At 45.3% G+C, this 22,009-nt stretch carries 14 protein-coding genes; 13 read left to right on the top strand and 1 reads right to left on the bottom strand.

What is annotated here, in order from left to right:
* Positions 1 to 55: 55 nt before the first annotated feature.
* The 3 genes from ARB69_RS10280 (at position 56) to ARB69_RS10270 (ending at position 2,231) form a co-directional block, all read left to right on the top strand.
* The gene (locus ARB69_RS10280) at positions 56 to 766 is read left to right on the top strand and encodes an aspartate/glutamate racemase family protein (protein WP_055152939.1); all 711 of its coding nucleotides are present in this window, start codon (positions 56 to 58) and stop codon (positions 764 to 766) included.
* A gap of 516 nt (positions 767 to 1,282) precedes the next feature.
* Complete coding sequence (locus ARB69_RS10275; RefSeq protein ID WP_050640510.1) at positions 1,283 to 1,735, top strand: DUF3795 domain-containing protein; 453 nt, start codon at positions 1,283 to 1,285, stop codon at positions 1,733 to 1,735.
* 34 nt (positions 1,736 to 1,769) lie between these two features.
* Entirely contained in the window at positions 1,770 to 2,231 is a 462-nt protein-coding gene (locus tag ARB69_RS10270) for a hypothetical protein (protein ID WP_050640509.1), read from the top strand.
* A gap of 170 nt (positions 2,232 to 2,401) precedes the next feature.
* On the opposite strand, the gene ARB69_RS10265 is transcribed toward ARB69_RS10270, so the two are convergent.
* Positions 2,402 to 3,265, bottom strand: a complete 864-nt coding sequence (locus tag ARB69_RS10265; protein WP_050640508.1) for an AraC family transcriptional regulator — start codon at positions 3,263 to 3,265, stop codon at positions 2,402 to 2,404.
* Between the two features lie 384 nt (positions 3,266 to 3,649).
* On the opposite strand from ARB69_RS10265, the gene ARB69_RS10260 reads away from it, so the two are divergent.
* From ARB69_RS10260 to ARB69_RS10215, 10 genes are all read left to right on the top strand, one after another.
* Entirely contained in the window at positions 3,650 to 4,807 is a 1,158-nt protein-coding gene (locus ARB69_RS10260) for a uroporphyrinogen decarboxylase family protein (RefSeq protein ID WP_055152937.1), read from the top strand.
* 122 nt (positions 4,808 to 4,929) lie between these two features.
* Positions 4,930 to 5,595 carry a response regulator transcription factor gene (locus tag ARB69_RS10255; RefSeq protein ID WP_055152935.1) on the top strand — a complete coding sequence of 222 codons (666 nt, stop codon included), beginning with the start codon at positions 4,930 to 4,932 and terminating at the stop codon, positions 5,593 to 5,595.
* A 1-nt stretch (position 5,596) separates the two neighbouring features.
* Positions 5,597 to 6,583, top strand: a complete 987-nt coding sequence (locus tag ARB69_RS10250) for a sensor histidine kinase (protein WP_242857575.1) — start codon at positions 5,597 to 5,599, stop codon at positions 6,581 to 6,583.
* A 96-nt stretch (positions 6,584 to 6,679) separates the two neighbouring features.
* Positions 6,680 to 7,441, top strand: coding sequence for an ABC transporter ATP-binding protein (locus ARB69_RS10245; protein ID WP_055152933.1), 762 nt, complete (start codon positions 6,680 to 6,682; stop codon positions 7,439 to 7,441).
* 3 nt (positions 7,442 to 7,444) lie between these two features.
* Positions 7,445 to 10,279, top strand: a complete 2,835-nt coding sequence (locus ARB69_RS10240) for an ABC transporter permease (protein WP_055152931.1) — start codon at positions 7,445 to 7,447, stop codon at positions 10,277 to 10,279.
* A 994-nt stretch (positions 10,280 to 11,273) separates the two neighbouring features.
* Positions 11,274 to 17,273 (top strand): DUF4011 domain-containing protein, encoded by a 6,000-nt coding sequence (locus ARB69_RS10235; RefSeq protein WP_055152930.1) that lies wholly within the window; start codon positions 11,274 to 11,276, stop codon positions 17,271 to 17,273.
* A gap of 400 nt (positions 17,274 to 17,673) precedes the next feature.
* Positions 17,674 to 18,360, top strand: coding sequence for a FadR/GntR family transcriptional regulator (locus ARB69_RS10230; RefSeq protein WP_050640502.1), 687 nt, complete (start codon positions 17,674 to 17,676; stop codon positions 18,358 to 18,360).
* A gap of 345 nt (positions 18,361 to 18,705) precedes the next feature.
* Positions 18,706 to 20,070, top strand: a complete 1,365-nt coding sequence (locus ARB69_RS10225; RefSeq protein ID WP_050640501.1) for an ABC transporter substrate-binding protein — start codon at positions 18,706 to 18,708, stop codon at positions 20,068 to 20,070.
* Positions 20,071 to 20,198: 128 nt separating this feature from the next.
* On the top strand, positions 20,199 to 21,074 hold the full coding sequence (locus ARB69_RS10220; RefSeq protein WP_050640500.1) for a carbohydrate ABC transporter permease: 876 nt from the start codon (positions 20,199 to 20,201) through the stop codon (positions 21,072 to 21,074).
* A gap of 14 nt (positions 21,075 to 21,088) precedes the next feature.
* Entirely contained in the window at positions 21,089 to 21,919 is an 831-nt protein-coding gene (locus ARB69_RS10215) for a carbohydrate ABC transporter permease (RefSeq protein ID WP_055153035.1), read from the top strand.
* Positions 21,920 to 22,009: the final 90 nt, after the last annotated feature.

Below are 22,009 nucleotides of genomic sequence, written 5' to 3'. Positions count from 1 at the left end.
TTCTAATTAAAATCAGCAGGCATGATAAAGCCAGGAAAAGAGGAGGAGAAAGCAGATGAAACTTTTGGATATCATACCGGTTACAGGTGCGGGAGTGATCACACCGGAAATGGAACGTTATATCAACCAGTATTTAAGCACGGATACACAGATAGATGTGGTTCAGATTACAAAAGGGACGCCGAGTATTGAATGCGAATATGATGAGGCGATGTGCGCGCCGGATATCATCGAACACTGTATCGAAGCAGAAAAGGCCGGATATGAAGGCGTGTTTATCAACTGTTTTGGAGATCCGGGTGTGCGTGCCGCGAGGGAACGCGTAAATATTCCGGTGGTAGGCGGCTTCGAGCCGGTAATGCACCTTGCCATGGGGCTGGCCGACCGGATCGGGATCGTTACGGTGCTTCCAAACGTACTTCCTCTGATTAAAGGCAATATCGCAAAGGCGCATCTGGATGGGCGCATCGCGTGTGTCCGCAGTATAGATATACCGGTACTTGATCTCTCTAGTCATGAAAAGCTCTGTAATGCGCTTTATGCAGAAAGTTTAATGGCGATCCGGGAGGATGGGGCAGAGGTGATTGTTCTTGGCTGTACAGCCATGGTTGATGTCACGGAAACCGTACAGGCCAGGCTGCACGCTGCAGGCTATGAGATATGCGTGCTGGAGGCTGCGCAGTCTGCAGTCATGATGCTGGAGCTGAATGTGAGGATGGGGCTGAAGCAGAGCCGGATAACTTATATGCCGGTGCCGGAGAAATAGTAGGCGAAGAAAGACTTTCGGGGGATAGGGATGCACCGTGAAGGGACAGCCGGGAAACTCCGGAAGGGTATATGCCCAGCGGAAGTGCAACCCGTACATTAAGAAATTCTAAGTAGAAAAAGGCAGAAAATTGGAGTACAGCTGACCCAGCGCAAGAAATCTGATGATTTCTCGCGCTGGGTCAGCAGAAAACGCGCTTCGGTAGCACGTTTTCTCTCCAATTTTCTGCCTTTTTCTACTAAGAATTTCTAAGATGTACTCTAGCACTTCCGCTGGGCATATACCCTTCCGGAGTTTCCTTGCTGTCCCTTCACGGTGATGGGTTCATCCAGTCGGAAAGAAGCGTTCTTCGGAGAGGCTCTAAATGGGGGGAGTGGATGGATTCGTTTGGCAGGGCAGTGCAGCCTCCATCCATCCGAAAAACGAAGGTCTGCAAACTAATATGCACGGTTTCCAAACCATCGGAAATGTGATAGAATTGAAACTAGAAAAAATAGAGATAAGCGGGGGTGTGCGATGAAAATGCCAACAGAAAACATGAATACGGGTATGTTTGCTCCCTGTGGTATGAACTGTATGGTTTGTTATAAGCATTGTTATCATAAAAAGCCTTGCGCCGGATGTTTAAACAGCGATATGGGGAAGCCTGAACACTGCCGTAAATGTAAGATAAAAGATTGTGCCAAGGCGAAAGGGCTGTCTTATTGCTTTGCATGTTCCGATTATCCCTGCAAACTGATCAAAAACCTTGAAAAAAGCTACAACAAAAGGTATCAGGCGAGCCTTATGGAGAATAGTGAAGTTGTTCGTCAACACGGGGTGGAAAGGTTTATGGAAATGCAGAAACGGAAATATACGTGTCCAAAATGCGGCGGTATTATTTCTATCCATGACAGCGAATGCAGTGAGTGTCAGGAAAGCATGAAAGTGGAGAATACCGTTGTGGATGAACTTAAGCGGAATTTGTAGCAGACATTATTAAGATTAACGGAGGAATTAACGAATGCAAAACTTTCTCAAAACTTTGACAAGCGAATGTAAAAATGCGGCGCTGCCTGAAGAATTTAATTTTTTCGGGAAGCTGATCGGCAGTTGGAAAATCGACTATATAGATAATAGTAATTCCCGCTCAATTAAGGGGGAATGGCATTTTTCATGGGTTCTTGATGGTATGGCGATTCAGGATGTTATTATCCTGCCCGATTATGAATACGGAACGACGCTCCGCGTCTATAATCCCGGTACGTGTGCCTGGGATATTGCCTATTGTTATACAGGAAAAATTATGCGGCTTGAGGCGAGAAAAGAAGACGGTTTGATAGTCCTTACGAACATTGAGGATGAAAAGAGAAAATGGGTCTTTGTCAAAATCGAGGATCATAATTTTCACTGGCAGGATATAAGAGTGAAGGATGACGGTGAATGGCAGATTAATTATGACTTATATGCACAGCGCATATCATAAAAACCCTTTGGGAGCTGTATACGCAGCGATAAGGTATGCAGCCGCAAAGCGGTGTCGTGAAAGCAGGCACAACTCTGACGCAGATATCAGGCGCTTATTACTGAAAGATGAACGCACTGCTGTACTAGTACATATCGGCCTGGAAACAGTGAATTATCAGGGGGGATCAGCTATCTTAATTTCCGACGAAACGCAGATGGAGTCTGGCCGGTATATTGTTTGAATACACCGGCAAAGTGCTGGCTGGAAGAAAAGCCGAGGGAGTGCGAAATATCGGTGACTGACATTTCAGAACCGGTAAGCAGTTCCTGGGCTTTATCAATTCTCAGGCGCTGTAAATAGTCATAAGGTGAAAACCCGGTACTTCTCCGGAATTTCCGCTGAAACTGGGGCGGAGAGAGGTGAATCAGACCGGCCAGGGATTCCGAACGGCAGCTTTCGTCAAGATGTGCACCCATATAGTCGATAATAGTCCGGATATCCTCCGGGATCGTATCGGTTCCGGTATTCTCTGCCTGCAATAACCTGGACAGGTGATAAAAAAGCTCAGTCAGGAGACTGACCGTCCGTGCACGGCAAAATGGGGAAGGATTTGTACTGATGGATAAGAGTTCATCCATCAGCTTCTTCAAAATGGGAATTCCCCGGAATAAACGTGTCTGGATTGAATAAAGCGTGTCGCGGATACAATCGGATGCAGCGTCGTCCAGACCAAGGAAATTTCTGGTGTCAGGCATACAGGAAAAGATGAGATAGTAAAATTTTGATTTTTCTTCTGTCCACAAGCCGGTACTGTGCAGTTCGTTCGGCATGGCAATAAAGATATCGCCGCTGTGCACATCATACAGGCGGCCCCCCAGTTCATAGTGCTGCCGGCCTTCGAAGTGGTAGCACAGTTCAAAACAATCCTTATGCAGGTGCGGCTTCAGAGGAGCATTGTCAGATCCCCGGTATTCGACGCGGGACATCAGGTGAAGGTTGGGGATATCCAACCCGGAAAAATCTGTGGTTATTCGAACATTCTGGGAGTTCATCTGGGGCACCTCCTGATAGATTCTGGAAAACGTATAAAATGCTTTATTTACCCGGCAAAGCCTGCGGCAGCAGATATTCCGATCAGCTTTACCCAAAGGCCATCCTGTTTTCTATGCCTTTAGGATACCGTTTTACTGTATCATGGGATAAAAAAAATGTCAATTTGGCCGCCAAATGGAAGACCGTCGTTACTGTGCACGCCCGCAGGCTGTGAACAGTAACAGACTGTCTAAGGCTCTGGCCTGTAACAGCCTGGGGCCCGCCTGAAATGTGATTCCGGCCGAAAAAATGTACAGAATCAAAGGATGATCATATCTTGGAAGACGCGCTGTGGATTCCTGTATAAACTGTTAGTATACAGAGTAGAGAAGGAGCGTGTTAACATGAATTATGAAAAGCATAATGAGGAAGTCCGCAGGCTTTTGCAGCAGGCGGAAGAAGGCAAATGTGAGCGTGTTATGATGGAGCTTGCGATGAATCCACGGATGATCATCTCGGATCCAATGCTGAACCCGCGCCGGATTACGTTTGAGGAATACTTAAAGGATCCGCAGATCATGCTGGAAATTCAATGCCAGTTCCAGGAATACTGTGCGGAATCACTCATAAGCGACCGCATCATGGGCTTTGAGAATCTGCAGGAGATAACACCGTACCCGGATTTTCAAAATGTTCTGGAAGGAGCCTGCCTGGGCTGTGAGATTGCATTCCATGGGTGCAATGAACCGGGCACAAAAGTATGCGCGGATGAAACGACGAAATATGAACTTTTAAAAAATACGCGCCCCCTGACGGATCCTCTCGGCGGAATTGTAAGTACACTTTTGTCCCACTATGAGTTCTTTAAAAATAAGCGGCAGGAAGGATATACGTACAAAGGAAAGCCCCTGGGCAGCCCGGGGATGGCGGGGTTGGGAACAGATGGCCCCTTTACTATCGCGTGCAGCCTGATCGGCGCTACGCAGGCCTGCATGGATCTCTATGTGGATCAGGATTATATGATGGAGCTGCTGGATTATATTACGGAGGCGGTTATTGCGAGGAATAAGGCCCTGCGCCGCTGCTATGGCCAGCCGGAAAAATCAAAATCCTTCGGGTTTGCCGACGACAGCATTGCATTGCTGTCCCTGGAAACCTATACAGAGCTGATACTGCCATTCCACAAAAAGATGATGCGTGAACTGTGTACAGGGGAGGAGCCGGGCTGGATCCATCTCTGCGGGGATGCTTCCCGGTTCTTCCCCACACTGGTGCGGGAACTGAACGCCGGCATATTCGATACGGGCTTCCCCATTGACCATGGCAGGGTAGTTCGCGAGCTGGGACCTGACATCACGGTTAAAGGCGGTGTCCATGTCGAGACACTGCGTGCCGGCACGGCGGAGGAAGTCGCCAATGCGGCGAAAACTATTTTGGAAGCTGTCAAGCCCTTCACACGGAAGTTTATCATCAAGGAGGCAAACAACCTGTCGCCGGGGACACCGCCGGACAATCTGGCTGCGATGCATGAGGCGGTACGGCGATATGGGCACTATAAATAAAATAAGCACGGAGCAGGAAACTGCTCCGCATTTTATTGCCATTCGTGGTAGAATAAATGAAAAAGAGGAACAGTTCAGCCACGCCTGAACTTTTAAGAAAAGGAACCATTAGGAGAAGCGCAATGACAATTGGAATTATAGAAGACGATCTTTTATTGAATCAAGCTTTAGATATTGCCCTGCAAAATGCAGGCTATCATACCATATGTGTACATACAAAGAAGGAGGCCCTCTCTCTGCTGGGGAAGACGGAGGGCCTGCTCTTAGTGGATATCGGACTCCCGGACGGGGATGGAATCACACTGTATCAGGAGCTCCGAAAAAAACGGGACATTCCCGCCATTTTTTTGACGGCGAGGGATGAAGAGCAGGACATGCTGGCCGCGTTTGACATGGGTGCGGATGATTATGTGGTGAAACCATTTTCTATGAAAGTGCTTTTGAAAAGAATCAACGCGGTATTCAAACGCAGCAGCGAAGAGCAGATGCTTTCCTGCCGGGATATAGCGCTGTATCCCGACAGAAAACAAGTCTTCTTAAAGGGACAGGAGATCGCCCTGACCGCGAAGGAGTATCAGCTGTTGGAGTATCTGATGAGGAATCAGGGGCAAGTGCTGACGAAAGAAAATATCCTGGAGCAGATCTGGGGTCTGGATGGCCAGTTTGTGGTGGATAATACGGTCAGTGTCACAATTAACCGGCTCAGAAAAAAGATAGAACCGGATGCAAAACTGCCGGAGTATATTCATAATGTATTTGGGCTGGGGTATCGGATCGGAGGCAGATAGTATGTATTTTATCATGACCATATCCGTTCTGGCAGGGGGATTGCTTGGCGGCATCGGTATGTATTGCCTGCAGAGAAAACAGAGGAAACAGGAACTGAAGAAGATGATAGGGCTGACCGATGAGATTCTGAATGAACGGGAAATAAAAGCCTCTGCTTCGGGAGAAGAGACTTTGTACGCAAGGATTGAACATCAGCTGGTGCGGGTCCAGGAACTGATGCAGGGGAGAAAAGATGCAGCGGAAAGGAGCCGCGATGAGATACAGAAACTGATCGCAGAAATTGCGCATCAGATGCGGACTCCTTTGATGAACATGGAGACATATCTTGGGTTCCTGCAAGAAAATCTTGAGGAGAATTCAACAGGAGCAGCCGGTAATAATCCTGATTCCGCCAACCGTTCTTCTGATATCAGGCAGTCTCTGCAATATGCGGCTGCGATTGAGAACAGCCAGCAAAAATTACATTTTCTTGTAGAAAGTTTCATCAAAATGTCCAGGCTGGAGCAGCATATCATCCAGATAAAGAAAGAAGACAAGGATATACTGAAAACGCTCCGAAATTCTCTGGGACAGATCCAACCACAGGCAGAAACAAAGGGGGTTCAGTTTGACATCTCTTTCTTGGAAAATGCAGCTTTCCTGCATGATCCTAACTGGCTGGGAGAGGCAGTCTTTAATATTCTGGAAAATGCCGTGAAGTACAGTGAAGCCGGAGGCAGGGTGGAAGTATCCATGTCACAAAATGAAATGTACCTGAAGATCCGGGTAAGAGATTATGGAATCGGTATCGGGGCAGGGGAGGAGAATCAGATTTTTCAAAGATTTTACCGTGGAAAGGATGTCACCACCCAGGAAGGATTCGGGATCGGCCTGTATCTGTCGAGGGAGATCGTGAACAGACATGGCGGATTCCTGGTGGCTAAGAGAATGCACCCGGGGCTGATGCTTGAACTTTGTTTTCCAACCGCGTTGTTAGAAGTTTGTTAGATTTACTCCATATACTAGTATATGGCAGAAAACGGATTCAGGCTTCTGAGGCTATGATATGTACGCTGCCAAATACAGAGCAGGAGAAAAGAATTTATGGAAATTGTGAAGGCCGCCGGTCTGAAAAAATACTATATCACAGATACTTATGAGGTCCACGCACTGGACGGAGTGACTCTTTCGGTAAGAGACGGTGAATTTGTGGCAATTGTCGGAACCTCGGGAAGCGGAAAGACAACCCTCCTGAATATGCTTGGAGGCTTGGATATCCCCACGGAGGGCGGAGTCTGGATCCGCGGAAACAGCCTGAAGGATATGGAGATTGAGGAACGGACGGTATTTCGCAGAAGGAATATTGGATTTGTCTTTCAGCAGTATAATCTGGTTCCGGTACTCAGTGTTTATGAAAATATTGTGCTCCCGTTACGGCTGGATGGAGCAGAGATTGATTACGAATTGCTGGAAGAGGTAACAAAACTTCTTGGAATCCATGAGAGATTAGAGCGGCTGCCCCAGACCCTGTCCGGCGGACAGCAGCAGAGAGTGGCAATCGCCCGGGCGCTTCTGACCAAACCGGCTATTCTGCTGGCCGATGAACCTACCGGTAATTTGGATTCCGTTACAAGTACTGAGGTGGTGGGGCTTTTAAAATCCTGTGCGGAAAAATACCATCAGACAGTAATCGTGGTAACCCATCAGGAAGAAGTGGCGCAGATGGCAGACCGTGTCATCCGGATGGAGGATGGCAGAATCTGCGGCAGGACAGAGTGTGCGAAGGATGACGGCAAAGCTTGCAGCCGGACAGAGTGGGAGGAATATATACAAAACAGCGGCACAATCAGTGGGCAGGAGGGGTAAGTTATGGCAGGAAAAGGATTTACCCCGAATCAAAACAAACAGGTGGTTAAAATGCTTTCAAGAGAGATTGGCAAATGCAATAAGGGCAGAAACCGGATTCTCCTGGGAACGGTTATTTTGTGTATTGTTACGCTGACCATGGTATTTGGAATCTCATTCGGGAAGGTTCAGGCAGAATATACGAAGGCGGTAAGGGCGGCAGGAACCGCAGCATCAGTCTGCATCGAGAATGCAGACCAGTCTCAGTATGAGAAGGTTTGTTCCCTCCGTTATGTGAAACGGGCAGGAAGGTGTGTAACTCTGGGAGAGGCGGCTGACGGTAATCAGTATATCTGCAGGATTCAGGCGCTGGATGATGCGGCGTGGGAGGAGATTAGGAAACCGGCTTATACGGATATTCACGGACACTATCCAAAGGAAAAGCAGGAGATTATGCTTTCTGCCAGGTCGCTGAAAAGTCTGGGTATTGATCATCCGGAGATGGGGATGCGGATCGGCCTTACGGTAAGTATCGGACTGATCCGCACGGAACAGGAAGAATTCCGTCTCAGCGGCTGGTATACAGACTATGTGGGGGAGACGTCCAATTCGGCAGTGGGATATATAGCAGAGCAGAAAGTGGAGGACTGGGGGTATCATATCTGGGAAGAAGCAGATATTTTGATCTGCCAGTCTGATCATATGGACTGGCAGGAGACGGAAGAGCGTTTATATCAGGATGTCTCCCAAAAGGCGTCTGAAGCGAAGATTACCGCTGCCAATACTTATGCCCACGATGCAGTCAGCCGGCTGGCAGGAGGGTATGGCATGGCCGCATTTGGCGCACTGCTTATCCTGGGCGGTATGTTTTTCCTGGTCCAAAATGTGATGCAGATCTCTATGGCAGGAGACATCCGCCAGATGGGGCTTTTAAATACAATCGGGACAACGAAAAAACAGATGCAAAGAATTTATTTGGGGCAGATTCTGAGAATCTTAATTCCAGGGGTGCTGGCAGGGACACTTCTGTCAGCCTTTGTTTTGCTGGCAGTGATACCGGAGATACTGGGGAACCAGTACTTAAGCGGATATGGAGGCGCGAGAGAACTGCAGATCTTCCGGCCGGGGCTTCTGGCGGCTTCCATCGTATTTACAGTGATGCTCACCATAAGCGCAGCGGCAGGAGTCATTCACCACATCGTAAATGTATCCTGTGTGGAGAGTATGAATTATACCGGTCTGATAAGAAACCGGCAAAAGAAGGCAAAATGGAGAAAGACAGAAACGAAGCGGGTACGAATAAAACATAAGAGGCGAAAAAGAAGCGCTGCCGGGGAACTGTGGTACATGGCATGGCAGAATCTGACCAGACATCGGGGAAGATTTTTACTGACGGTGTTTTCCCTGTTTCTTGGGATAGAAACCTTTCTGGGGGCTGTTGTTATTACTAGGGGCAGTGATTATGTGCATGTGATCGAGCAGCGTCCGGACTTTCTGATTGCCGGTGAATTCAGTGAGTGGGGGAAGGAACAGGGATACGGCAGGGAGTATAAATCGAGAGATGTGGGTGAAGATCCGATGCTGACAGAAGGGGATATCCTATACTTATTATATGGCAATTCCTATGATGAGTTTTCCCCCATTTCCTCAGCAGTCAGAGAAGCCTTATTAAGCCTTGACGGGGTGGATCAAGAGAAGTCATACATCATGGAAGGGGCTTATATGACTTCCACTATTTCCAGAAAAGGCGTGATGCCCTTACTGGATAAAAGAGATTCATTTAATGAAAACGCTCAGGTAATAGAAGGCGTCGGATATGGTGAAAACTATGCCATGATTGAAGGCGGGCTTGAAGATGTCGTCCAGATTCTGAGTGACGGGGAGATTGCCGCTCTGCGGCAGTATGTGGAGGACAATCAACTGCCGGTGGATATGGACAGCCTGGAAAATGGCACCGGCGTGATGATTCTCCATGATCATCAGCTTTCACCGAAACAGGAGAGGCTGGCAAAGGATAGCGTGGGAGAACCGCTGTATTTTACGACAATGCGGTCTAAAAAAGATTGGATGATTTGGAATCAGCTGAGTCCAAAGGAGAGAGACAGCGTAATAGAGGAAGAGGCGCTTGGAGGAAAACAGTCGGATATGTTTACTTTAAGCGGCTACCTGGATAACCGTGCAGAAGGATTTCCTGATATACGGCAGACCTGGCATGGGGCAGAGGGAATGGTTTATTATCTGATCAGCAGGGAGGGCTTTGAGAAGCTGCCTACGGAGAAAAAAACGCTTTATATGGAATTGAATGTGGATGAAAAAAAGGAGCCAAAAATAAAGACAGCGATTCAAAATATGATATCCCGGGAGAACCGGAGGCGGGAAAAGATGACAGGAACAGGAGCAGACGAGGAGAACGGGGAGGCAGGAATCTTCTGCATCAGCAAATCGGACCTGCTGGCAGAGGCGGCCAATTATATCAGAGGGAACCGGCTGATTCTTGGAAGCATCAGCGCAGTGTTATTATTTGCAGGGCTGACGAACTATTTTAATGTTATGATCACAGGAATATTGTCCAGGAAAAGAGAACTGGAGATTATGGAAAGTGTAGGCATGACCCGGCGGCAGGAGCGAAGGATGCTGGCGGCGGAGGGGCTGTATTATTGCCTGATTGTGGCAGTTCTGATGTTGACGGTGGGAAGCGGGATCTTGAAGCTGATTTGTATTTATATGGAGCAGAGGCTTTCCTATTATGTGTTCAGATATCCGGTGGGATGGGGGATTGTACTGGTTGCCGGATTGGCGGGGATCTGCCTGGTTATACCGGAGATGATGTTTCGAAGGAAAAAAGTGTTTGATAGTTAACTGCAGAACAATTGAATTAGTGATGGCTGCATGGTAAAATAGCTTTGTATAATTGAAAAGAGGTCAGAGGATAGTCTGGTGGTTTCCTTCGGAAATAAACGAAGGAGGACATGTAGCATGAATACACTCGAAGTGTTGACATTAGTGCTGGTAATTTTTGCAGCATTAACCTACATAGATAATCATCATGATAAAAAATAGCTATCCTCTACTGCAATAGAGGATAGCTGGTAACTATAAATTACTACAGATATCCGAAGCGAAATCATTAGACAAGCGTAAGTCTTTTGATTACTTCTAAGTAAATTATACATAGGGTACTTGAATTTTTCAAGTACCCTCATTAAATTTTGGAAGAAATTCTGTAAACGGGTGTAACAGTTCAGGCAGATCTGAACTAATACGCATCGAGCACATTGAAATTCGCCTGCGGGGAATGGTGATGTGCGCTAGCAGCGCAAGTTTAGAACGGACTGAAGCAGAGCGGGAACAGGATGCCTCTTTCGTTCGGTCTGTGCAATAAATGTTCAGACCTGTCTTGGCTTTTGGTTGAATTCCAGCTATTAGTCGGATATAATATAGGTAAACCTATTTGCAAATATAGGAGCAACTTGAAATAGAGGTGTGAATATGTCCGAGTAAGAAAAGATTATACACTTGCCGATTGTAAAAAAGGAATGGGGGATTATCTATACCATTGACAATAGAAAGCTGATTATCACAGTAATTGATGCTGGGAGTCGCGGGCAGATATACAAAGTATTGTGATATTCACATTAAAAGTTTAAATTAAATTTTAATGGGCAGATTTTTTATTTTGTAAAAGTCTGCCCATCTTCTGCAGTATATGCAAAAGAATATAGAAGGGAAAAAATCAACCGGGGAGAAGTGAACCATTCGACAGCAGGCGCCTAATAGCTGGCGGAATTACCTCTGCCCGCCGATAGGTCGTTTTAAGGCTGATAAAAAATTATACTTTTGAGGAGAATATATTATGGAAGAGAACAAAAGTTTAAAGATATCCGCTCAGATCAATGATGTTTTTACATATGCCTTACAGCAGAATGGGCTGGAACTTATCAGGAGTATCCGTATTAAAAATACAACGGACGCAGAGATAGGTAACCTGGTTATCAGGATACACACAGATATAGAACTGACAGAACCCTATCAGCAGGCAGTAGAGATTTTGCAGGCAGGGGAGGAACTGGAGATTCGCAATCTGAAAATTCTGATCAAGGGAGAATACCTGGCATCATTGACTGAACGCGTTTCCGGGATCCTTTATATCGGTATTTTTCAGGGCGAAGATGAACTGGTATCAGAGAACCGGGATATCATTGCATTGGCTTATGATGAATGGCCGGGGCTCAGATATTTCCCGGATTTACTGGCCACATTCGTTACCCCGAACCATCCCGTTGTGACAGGACTTTTGCAGTCGGCATCTAAGTGGCTTGATAAGTGGACGGGCCGTCCATCTTTGGAAGGGTACCAAAGTCATGATCCGAACCGTGTGAAAATGATGGCGGCGGCAGCGTATGCTGCTATTCAGGAGAAAAATATAACTTATGCGGTACCGCCGTCCAGTTTTGAAGAAGTAGGTCAGCGTGTTCGTCTCTGTGAAGCCGTTATGGAGCAGCATCTGGGCACTTGCCTGGATATGACACTGCTTTACGTCTCTTGTCTGGAGGCAATGGGCCTGCACCCAATCATGGTTCTGATGAAGGGGCATATCTTTGCCGGCGTCTGGCTTGTAGAGGAATCCTTTGCGGATCCAATTGTAGATGATCCGTCCCAATTGGAGAAGCGGATGGCAAATGGGATACATGAGCTGCTTGTTGTTGAGTGTACAGCCATGTGCGCAGGGAAGAGCAATCATTTTGATACGGCAATTCAGATGGCTGTATATGCAGTTGGCAGTTATCCGGATTTTGTTTTTGCGATTGATATAATGCGTGCCAGAAGGAGCGGAGTCAGACCACTGCCTATCCGCATAAAAACGGATAAGGGGTACGTAGTAGAACATACGGAAAGGGAAGAATCGGGTGTGACCAGTGCGCCAAGCAGCCTGGGGGATACATTTGAATATAGCAATGCAAGGACAATTGAGCGGGTTACAAAACAAAAACAGTGGGAGCGGAAGCTTTTGGACATGAGCCTGCGCAACATGCTTATCAATATGCGTCTTACCAAAGCAGTAGTGCCCTTATTATCTGCATCGGTGGGGGTTCTGGAGGATGCCTTGGCTGACGGCGAAGAGTTTCAAGTACTTCCCCGTCCATTGGAATGGGACCTGAACAATGTGGACACCTTTAGCGCGGAGACAACCAATGTATTAGGGCCTTATGCAGATTTAATCGCATTGGAAAGCCGGCACCGAAGGCTGCATTCTATTTATTCGGAAAAGGAATTAAATGGCTGCCTAACCAGGATGTACCGTTCTGCAAAGACGTCAATGGAAGAAAATGGAGCCAGTACGCTGTATCTGGCACTAGGTCTTTTGCGCTGGTTTGAGGGAAAAAAGAGTACAACTCCCCGATATGCACCCATTATTTTAATTCCGATAGAAATCACCAGAAAATCAGCAAGCAAAGGGTATGTACTCCGTATGAGAGACGAAGATGCCCAGATAAATATTACACTGCTGGAATTTTTAAAGCAGAACTTTGACCTTGTAATTAATGGCCTCAGTCCTGTCCCTGTGGATGAACACGGCCTGGACATTGATAAGATATTTGCAGCTGTACGGCATGGGATCATGGATGAAACGATGTGGGATGTGATTGAGTCCGGTTTTATTGGTAATTTTTCTTTTTCACAGTTTGTAATGTGGAATGATATTCATAACAAAACAGAGTTCCTGGAAAGAAATAAAGTAGTGCGCAGCCTGATAAACGGCGCTGTCGACTGGGACTGCACAATACCGGAAAGCGTAGATACAGATGAAGCTTATCTGCCGGTTACAGCCGATTCTTCGCAGCTTCGTGCGATCAACATGGCTGCCGGCGGCGTCAGTTTTGTACTCCATGGGCCTCCGGGGACGGGAAAATCCCAGACGATTACCGCCATGATAGCCAATGCGCTTACAAAGGGAAAGACCGTTCTATTCGTTGCAGAAAAAATGGCAGCACTGGAAGTGGTGCAGAAACGCCTGGCAGCCTTAGGTATAGGGGATTTCTGCCTTGAATTACATTCCCAGAAGGCGGCTAAAAAAAGTGTGCTGGGTCAGTTAAAGCGCGGACTCGAACTGCATGCGCAGGGCGTGCGGACTGATTATGATAAAAAAATTGAAGATATACGCAGAATGAGAATGGATCTGGATGCTTATGTGCAGGCGCTTCATAAGCGCAGGGGATTTGGAAACAGTTTGCGCGAACTAATCGATATTTATGAATACATTCCGGATCATGGAAAGGAAGTTTACTTTGAGGATGCTTTTGTGTCAGGATTAGCCCAGAGCAGCTTGGATAATCATAGACATATTTTGGAACGATTGGTTGCCGCAGGGCGGGCTGTCGGGCATCCTCACGGACACCCTTTAATGGCAGTGCAGCAAATCGAATACAGTCAGAGTTTAAAAATAGAACTAACCAGAATTGTGTCGGCATATAAAGATGCATTGATAAATTATAAAAATGCTGCTTCAGCCTTTGCGGGAGTAATGGGACAGGCAATCCCTGTCAGCCGATCCGGGATGGAACAAATAAGAAGTTGTGCAAAGAGCGTCCGGTATGTGGAAAATATCCCGTCATTTCTGTTAAATGCTGACTTAATTGAACGAGTATTTGAAGCGCCGGATGAATTTCTGCAGAGAAAATATGCTTTGAGTCAAAAGACAGCAGTTTTCATGGGGAAATGGAATGAAAACTTCCTGAGGATGGATATGGAAAGTTTTCGCAGACGATTTGAAGAGGCCAATAAAAAATTCTTTGGCAAAGGGAAAGCACTTGCAGCTTTGACAGCGGAGCTCCAGGCATATGCAGACTTCCGGGTAGAGACTGATAAGATACCGGCACTGCTTACGGATGTCTCATTCTATCAACAGGAAGTAAAGGAAGTGGCAGAGTTAGAAAAAAATCTGCCTTCAGATTGGGGCGGGGTTGCACAAGAATTCGGTACACCTGCAGAATTCAGGAAGTATAAGGAAGAGATAACAGCGCAGATTGCAGCAATATCACCGTTTATGGAACAAATTCGGCAGCTTAAAGATTGTGACCAGTTAAATAACTGTCTAAAAAAGGCCGGAGAGGTAATTGCAAATTTCGATATACTTTTCAGGACAGAGACAGCAGCAAGAGAACTGCTCTTGCTGACATTTGATGAAACGGAAGAGGATTGGCCGGACAGCAGAATCGAACTTTGTAATAAACTGCTGGATAATGCCTTATCTATTAAAGACTGGATTATTTACCTTCAATCATCAGAAGAATGCAGACAGGCCGGGCTGTCTTCTATTTGTGACGCCTATGAGGAGGGCCTTGCTCATGAGGCAGTGCTGGATGTATACTTACGATCCATCTATAAGGCGATTGCCCTGTTGCTAATCCAGAAGGAACCGGTTCTAAACGGTTTTACAGGAACCGGATTCAATGAAAGAATTCTACAGTTTAAAAAGCTGGATCAGGAATTCATGGAATTGACAAAGGAAGAAATGTTTTATAGGCTGATCCATCAGCTGCCGGATGGCTATGAGTCAGTGGAGATGAGCAGGGAGCTGAATATACTCAGACGTGCAATCAGCAGTAATGGCAGAGGGCTTTCCATACGCGCATTATTTGAACAAATACCCCAAGCGTTAAGCCGGCTTTGTCCGTGTATGCTTATGAGTCCGATTTCTGTTGCCCAGTATTTAGCAGCAGACGGGAAGTTGTTTGATATTGTTGTATTTGATGAAGCTTCCCAGCTGCCCACTTGTAAAGCAGTTGGCGTTATGGCGCGTGGAGAAAATGTTGTAGTCGTAGGGGATCCGAATCAAATGCCGCCAACCAGCTTCTTTGCAGGAAGCACGGTGGACGAAGACAATTTGGATATCGAGGATCTTGACAGTATTCTGGATGACTGCCTTGCCCTCGGAATGCCGCAGGCCTATCTGAAATGGCATTATCGCAGCAAACATGAGAGCTTGATTACATTTAGCAATCAGGAGTTTTATGAAAACCATATGCTGACTTTCCCGTCCGTAAATGATCGGGAGCAAAGAGTAAGTATGAAGAAGGTGGATGGCTTCTTTGATCGGGGAAAGAGCCGTGTAAATGAAGCAGAGGCCCGCGCAATCGTAAAGGAAATCAAACGCCGTTATGAGAACTCTGCTTTACGTGAATTGACGATAGGGGTTGTTACCTTTAATATAAATCAACAGACACTGATCGAGGATCTTTTGCAGGAGGAATTTCGCAAAGATGATAAATTCGACATATGGGCAAGCCAGGGGGATGAACCGCTTTTTGTTAAGAACCTGGAAAATGTTCAGGGGGATGAAAGGGACATTATTTTGTTTTCTGTATCCTTTGGCCCGGATGCAGAAGGAAAGCTAACGATGAATTTCGGACCGCTGAACAAAGAAGGCGGCTGGAAGCGCCTGAATGTTGCTGTATCGAGGGCAAGATGTGAAATGGTTGTATTCACTACACTGACCTCTGACATGATAGACTTAAAGCGTACAAAATCAAAAGGGGTAGAGGCCTTAAAGAATTTTTTGGAGTTTGCGGAAAAGGGCAGGATGCAGATAAAGAATACGGGCAGCCAGACACGGAAAAAACAGGGGATCAGGGAGCGTATTTGCCAGAAGCTTAACGAGGCGGGATACCAGTGCCAGACAGATGTTGGCCGTTCCGATTTTAAGGTGGATATTGCAGTTGTAAATCCTTATAATAATGAGGAATACTTAATCGGCATCATGCTAGACGGGGACTCCTATCGGCAATCAGCCAACACGAAGGATCGCGAAGTGGCCCAGATAAATGTTTTAAAGGGGCTGGGCTGGGAACTTTATCGTATCTGGACGATGGACTGGTGGGAGAATCGAGAAAAAGAAATTTCAAGACTTTTGAATTTTCTCGAGAAGAGAAAGCAGGAGGAATCTGAGGCAGCCATTAAGAAAAGGGCTGTCCAGGCAGAAATGCTGAATGCTCTGGAAGGGGGAAATGATGCAAACGTGGCAGACGCCAAAGCGGAGTCAACAGAGGAGGTTCTGCAGGGAGAGACTGTCAAACAGGAAGATAAAGAACATGCAGGAAGTGTTCTGTCTGAGGTGAACACTGTTCCTGGTGACAATGTGAAAGAGAGTGAGATCGAACCTCCTGTATTTTCAGCGGAAGTAAAGTTTGTTCAAAATGATTTAATGGCCGACGAACCTTCACAGATGATTGCAGTAAAAGCAGAAGAAAAGACGGAATCTTTCGACAGTATACATTCAGAAAGATATGAATGCATAGAATATGAGTCCGCGAATGTAGCGATCACACCAATTACCACAGCGGCATATGCTGCGAAGGATTCTATGAAACTTATTGAGGAGAAAATGAACGATATTCTGGACAAAGAGGCGCCAATTTCTTATGAGCGTCTGTTCAAAAAGACGCTTCGGGGATTTGAGATTGGCAGAGCGAGTGCACAGACAATCGAAGCCACCGATAAAGTAATAAAAAAAATGTCCTTAAAGGCAAACAGACAAAACGGCATGAAATTCTATTGGAAAGAGGGACAGAATCCGGAGTCATATAATCTCTATCGTATAGATGTGAATGCGGATGATAAACGCACGCCGGCCGACATCTGCCAACAGGAATTGAAGAATGCTGTTTGTAAGACATTACAGGAGAAGGGGGCACTGGCGAAAGACGACCTGATCCGTGATACAATCAGGACGATGGGATATGCACGAAGCGGGGCGGCACTAATAGAGGCGGTAGACAGAGGTCTTAAATTCGGCCGGAAGACAGGCGAAATCGTGCAGACAGAGGAAAAGAAATTCGTGTTATCGGAGGAATAAAAGAATTCGGGAGTTAGTGACGCGCTTTAGTCGCGGTACGGATGGGGACGCTCCATGAAGGGATAGCCGAAAGCCTCCCCGTCCGTCGACAAGGCTGATCCTTGTGCGAAGCCTTTGCCTGGACGCAGGAGTCGTATCACGGAGAAATCCCAGCCGCGGTGATGGCGGCCTACCAGGAGAACCTTCTGCATAAGCTGCTGGGGCATTTGACTACAGCGGGGATGTGGTATTCTTTAAGTAATTGAATTCAATGATTGACAATTGAAGTGAAATCATCAATAATAGTGTTAGCTGTATTACAGCATACAAGAATCAAATGCATTCAATTAAAATCCCGACCCAATCTGGATTTATTATATGCATGACGAATAAAAAATTATGGAACATGGGAGGTAGCAGGATGGGGATTAAGCCGATAAAAAGGGTTAATGTAGGTGAACAAGTATTATTACAGCTAAAGAAGATGCTGATTGATGGAGAGTGGGCGCCTGGAAGCAAAATTCCATCAGAAAATGAATTGGCGGAGCTGTTTGAAGTAAGCAGGATTACTGTACGGCAAGCTTTGCAGAAGCTGAATGCACTGGGATTGATCGAAACAAGGCTTGGGGATGGTTCATATGTCAGGAATCTTGATATCGGAGATAGCATGAATGCTTTGATACCTGTTATGTATTTAGGAGACCAGTCAGATGCGCAGGTGTTTGAATTCAGGCAGATCATTGAAACAGGCTGCACAAAGCTGGCTGTGAACCGTGCAACGAAAAAAGATATTGAAGAACTAAAGATTATTTTAGCAGAAATGGTGAGCTGCAAAGATAATTCTGATATCAAAGGTTTTAGCAAGGCAGATTTAAAATTTCATTTTAAGATCGCCCAAATTACCAGAAATGCTCTTTTCATAAAAACAAATAGTATTTTGCAGGATGTTTTGGAGCAGTCAATGGATACTGTAATTGATAAAATGGGATTTGAGAATGGTATTTATTATCATCAGCAGATTATTAGAGCATTTGAAAACCGTAATGAGGAAGAGGCTGTAAAAATGATGAATGCACACATTGAAAAGAATTATGAATATTTCAATTGAAAGAGAAACCGAATACTAACAAAAATGGATTGTGCAATATGCCAAAAAATAGATTTGATAAAATAAATATATTGAAAAAAATGATAGTGTATGTTATATTTTACTCATACCTGTAATACAAGTATCAGCTAACAACAATCAAATAACAGATTGGTGTTCTGGAGCTATCGGTTCAAACGTTTGGCAGACTTATTGGTGAGAGTTTCACGGAAGGGAGGAGATACTTTTAGAGAAGGGAGAGATGTTTACAGAGACATGCAGATGATCTGAGTAAAGGTAACAGTTCGGGATAGCCGGAACTGTTGCGAGTTAGGGCACTTTTTAAAGGAAAAGGAGGAGAATATAATGAAAAAAAGAATGAGACGTATTGTAGCTTGTCTTCTGTCAGTCTCCGTATTAGTCGGGCTGTGCGCATGCGGAAGCGGAAAAAAAGAGGAAAAAGCGCAGGGAGATATTGCGGATGCAGGATATGACATTGATGCAATGGAAGTAGAAGAAACAACTGTAAAATTATATCATCGTATCAATGCTGACGGCGGAGATGCGGAGAGTGAGTATTTTATTGATAAGGTGAATGAGTGGAATGAATCCGATAATGGCATTACAATCGAACCGATTTTTATTATGAAAGAAAATGACTACCTCGACAGGCTTTCAACAGATCTTGCATCAGGAGACGCACCAGACATCTTTATGCAGTATGGTGGAACCAACTGCCTGGACTATGTAGAATCTGACATTGTATTAAACCTTGAACCATATTTTGAAGCTGATCCGGATTGGTACAATGGGATTGTAAAAGCAAATTGGAATATGGTCGATTATGGAAGATATGGGCATGAAGGTCTTTACGGTGCGCCATGGTCAGCATTTGAACTTCTTTTATACTATAACGAGGAATATTTAGAGAAATGTAATCTGGAAGTCCCCAAGAGCTGGGAGGAACTTGTAAACTGCTGTGAAGTGCTGAAGAACAATGGTTATCAGCCTTTTATGGTAGGAGAATCTGATAATTACCGGTATGGGCATCTCTTGAGTGCGATGGCGGTAAAGTCATATGGACCAGATTTTGAAAATGAGCTGGCAGAAAGAAAGTTTACATATGAAAGTCCTGAAATCGTCAGTCTGATTCAGGAGATTAAAAATATGCAGGACAAAGGATACTTTGGAGAAAATGTTTTAAGTGTTGACGTAAATGCAGAACGTTCTTATTTTGGCGCAGGTGACTGTGCATTCATGATCGACTTATCCAGGGGCGGGGCATTGCTGTCTGATTCCGAGTGCTTTAAAAAGCAGACAATCCATGCGACTAAGATACCATACTTTGATGCTCAATATGAAACGGCCAATATGGGAGGCGCTTCTCAGAACTATTTTATCTGTACAATGAATAAATCAGTAAACCAGATTAAAGCTTCCTTAAAAGTGGTGAAATGGCTGACAAGCCAGGAGTTTGTTGATGGTTTGGTAAAAGAGTATGCGAATACATATTCCGTAATTCCATCAGAAGGCATTATTGATAATTACATGTTTGAGGAGTGTAATGAGCTGATGTCCCAAACAGAGGCCTATGTTGCGGAACTGGCGCAGGCGAGTACGAATACGGCGGAACTCACAGTTGTAAGAAATGCCCTCCAGCTATTGGGAAGCGGTTCATCAGCCGAAGAGGTAAGCAAAGAGATTATGGATAACCTGGCAAATTACGAATAAGAAGAGAAAGGGCCTCCATGAAAAGTGTGGCTGCATGGCAGAAATGGAGGTCCTCTTTATAAAGAATTTGAATTGTGATATCCATTCCGGCTTCATTGGCTGAATGTATTCATATGAGGAGGAAAAGTATGAAAAGAAAGGACTACTGGATTGCTGCTGTGTTTTTACTTCCGGCAATTTCGCTTCTTGTTATATTTGTAATATATCCTATTATCAGTAATGCCATATTATCATTTCAGTCCTGGAATGGGATATTTAGTGTTAAAAAGTCTTATGTTGGTATAGAAAACTACAGATTCATATTTTCGGATAAAACGTTTTGGCGTTCACTGGGAAACGCAGGGATATTTCTTATAGTGGGCTTCTTTATACAGATGCCGCTATCATATGGCCTGGCTCTTCTGGTAACATCCAAGATCAGGGGAAAAAACCTTTTCAGAACCGTCTATTATCTTCCGGTAATTCTGGGGACTACGATCGTTGCTGTTATGTGGAAGAATCTTATTAACCCAAACTATGGGGCTATTATGGAGATTATTCGTAACCTGGGCCTGCAGTCTATGGATTTTGACTGGCTGAACACCCCGGGGCTAAATGTATGGATTGTCGCGTTAGTAAACTGCTGGAAGTCGGCTGCCTATAATATGCTGATTTTCTGTTCCGGCCTGGTGACAATTCCGGAAGCATTGAATGAGGCGGCAGTTATAGACGGCTGCTCGGCATGGCAGAGAATCCGCTATATAACGCTTCCTTTATGTAAAAATTCTTTTAAGGTCTATTCAATCTTATGTATTACAGGCTGTATCAAGCAATTTGATATGATTTGGGCTATGACAGGCGGAGGTCCGAATGCGGCCAGTTCCACCCCTGGAATCCTGCTGTATTTAAATGCCTATTCCTTTAAGCTGATGGGGCGCAGTGCAGCGATCGCAATGATACTCTTGATACTGGGAGTCGTTTTAAGTATCTGCTGCAACAAGATATTTAAGCAGGAAGAATATTGAAAGGGGGTATAAGGGTGAAAAGAAGAAGTTGGAAAAAACTGATATTATATGCAATAGCCGGAGTCTGGCTTCTTGCGACAATTATTCCATTACTGTATGTATTTATTTCGTCATTTAAGACAAATGATGAGATGTACCGAAGCGCATTGAATCTGCCGACACACTGGAAAATAGAAAATTATGTGGTGGCGAATGAGTTGGGACATTCCTTCCGTTCCATTGGGAATTCACTGCTTGTGGCATTGTCAACAACAGTAATAGAAGTAATCGTAGCAATGATGGCGGCCTATGCGATTTCAAGGAAAAGACATATTTTCTTTGCGAGACATGCTTACATGCTATTTGTGGTAGGAGTCATGGTACCGATCCATTCAACATTGATTCCGATATCATCTATGGCGGCAAGCTGGGGGCTGAAAAATAATTTTGCTTACCTTGTTTTAGTTTATGTATGCTTTAACCTTGCACAGGGAATTTTTCTGTTCACCGGATTTCTGGACTCTGTCAGCAGAGAGATTGATGAGGCAGCTATCATAGATGGGTGCAGTGATTTTCGGTTATTACGCTCTGTTTTACTGCCAATATGTAAGCCGATCATTGCTACAGAAGCGATTTTCTCTTTTATCTATGCATACGGCGAACTTGTTTTCTCACTTACGCTGATTTCTGATCCGGCCAAGTATACAGTTCCAAGGGCGATGCTGTCCTTTTGGGGAGAATTCTCGGCGCAGATGGGACCGCAGTACGCTTTTATTATTTTATCGGTTATTCCAGTCATTATTATATATGTATTATTCCATAATCAAATCCAGAGCGGCGTCATGTCCGGCGCAGTTAAAGGGTAGGCGCGTCCAGAAAAGGGCGGTTGGTTTAGTGGGTGGAAATCCCATACGGCAAGGTGTAGCGAGCCACCGTTAGCGAGTCTTGGGTGCTGA

The organism is Faecalicatena contorta (assembly GCF_001404335.1).
In the GTDB taxonomy this organism is placed as follows: domain Bacteria; phylum Bacillota; class Clostridia; order Lachnospirales; family Lachnospiraceae; genus Faecalicatena; species Faecalicatena contortus_B.
The sequence above is the reverse complement of the archived record's forward strand: the minus strand, read 5'-3'. Positions and strand labels throughout refer to the sequence as shown.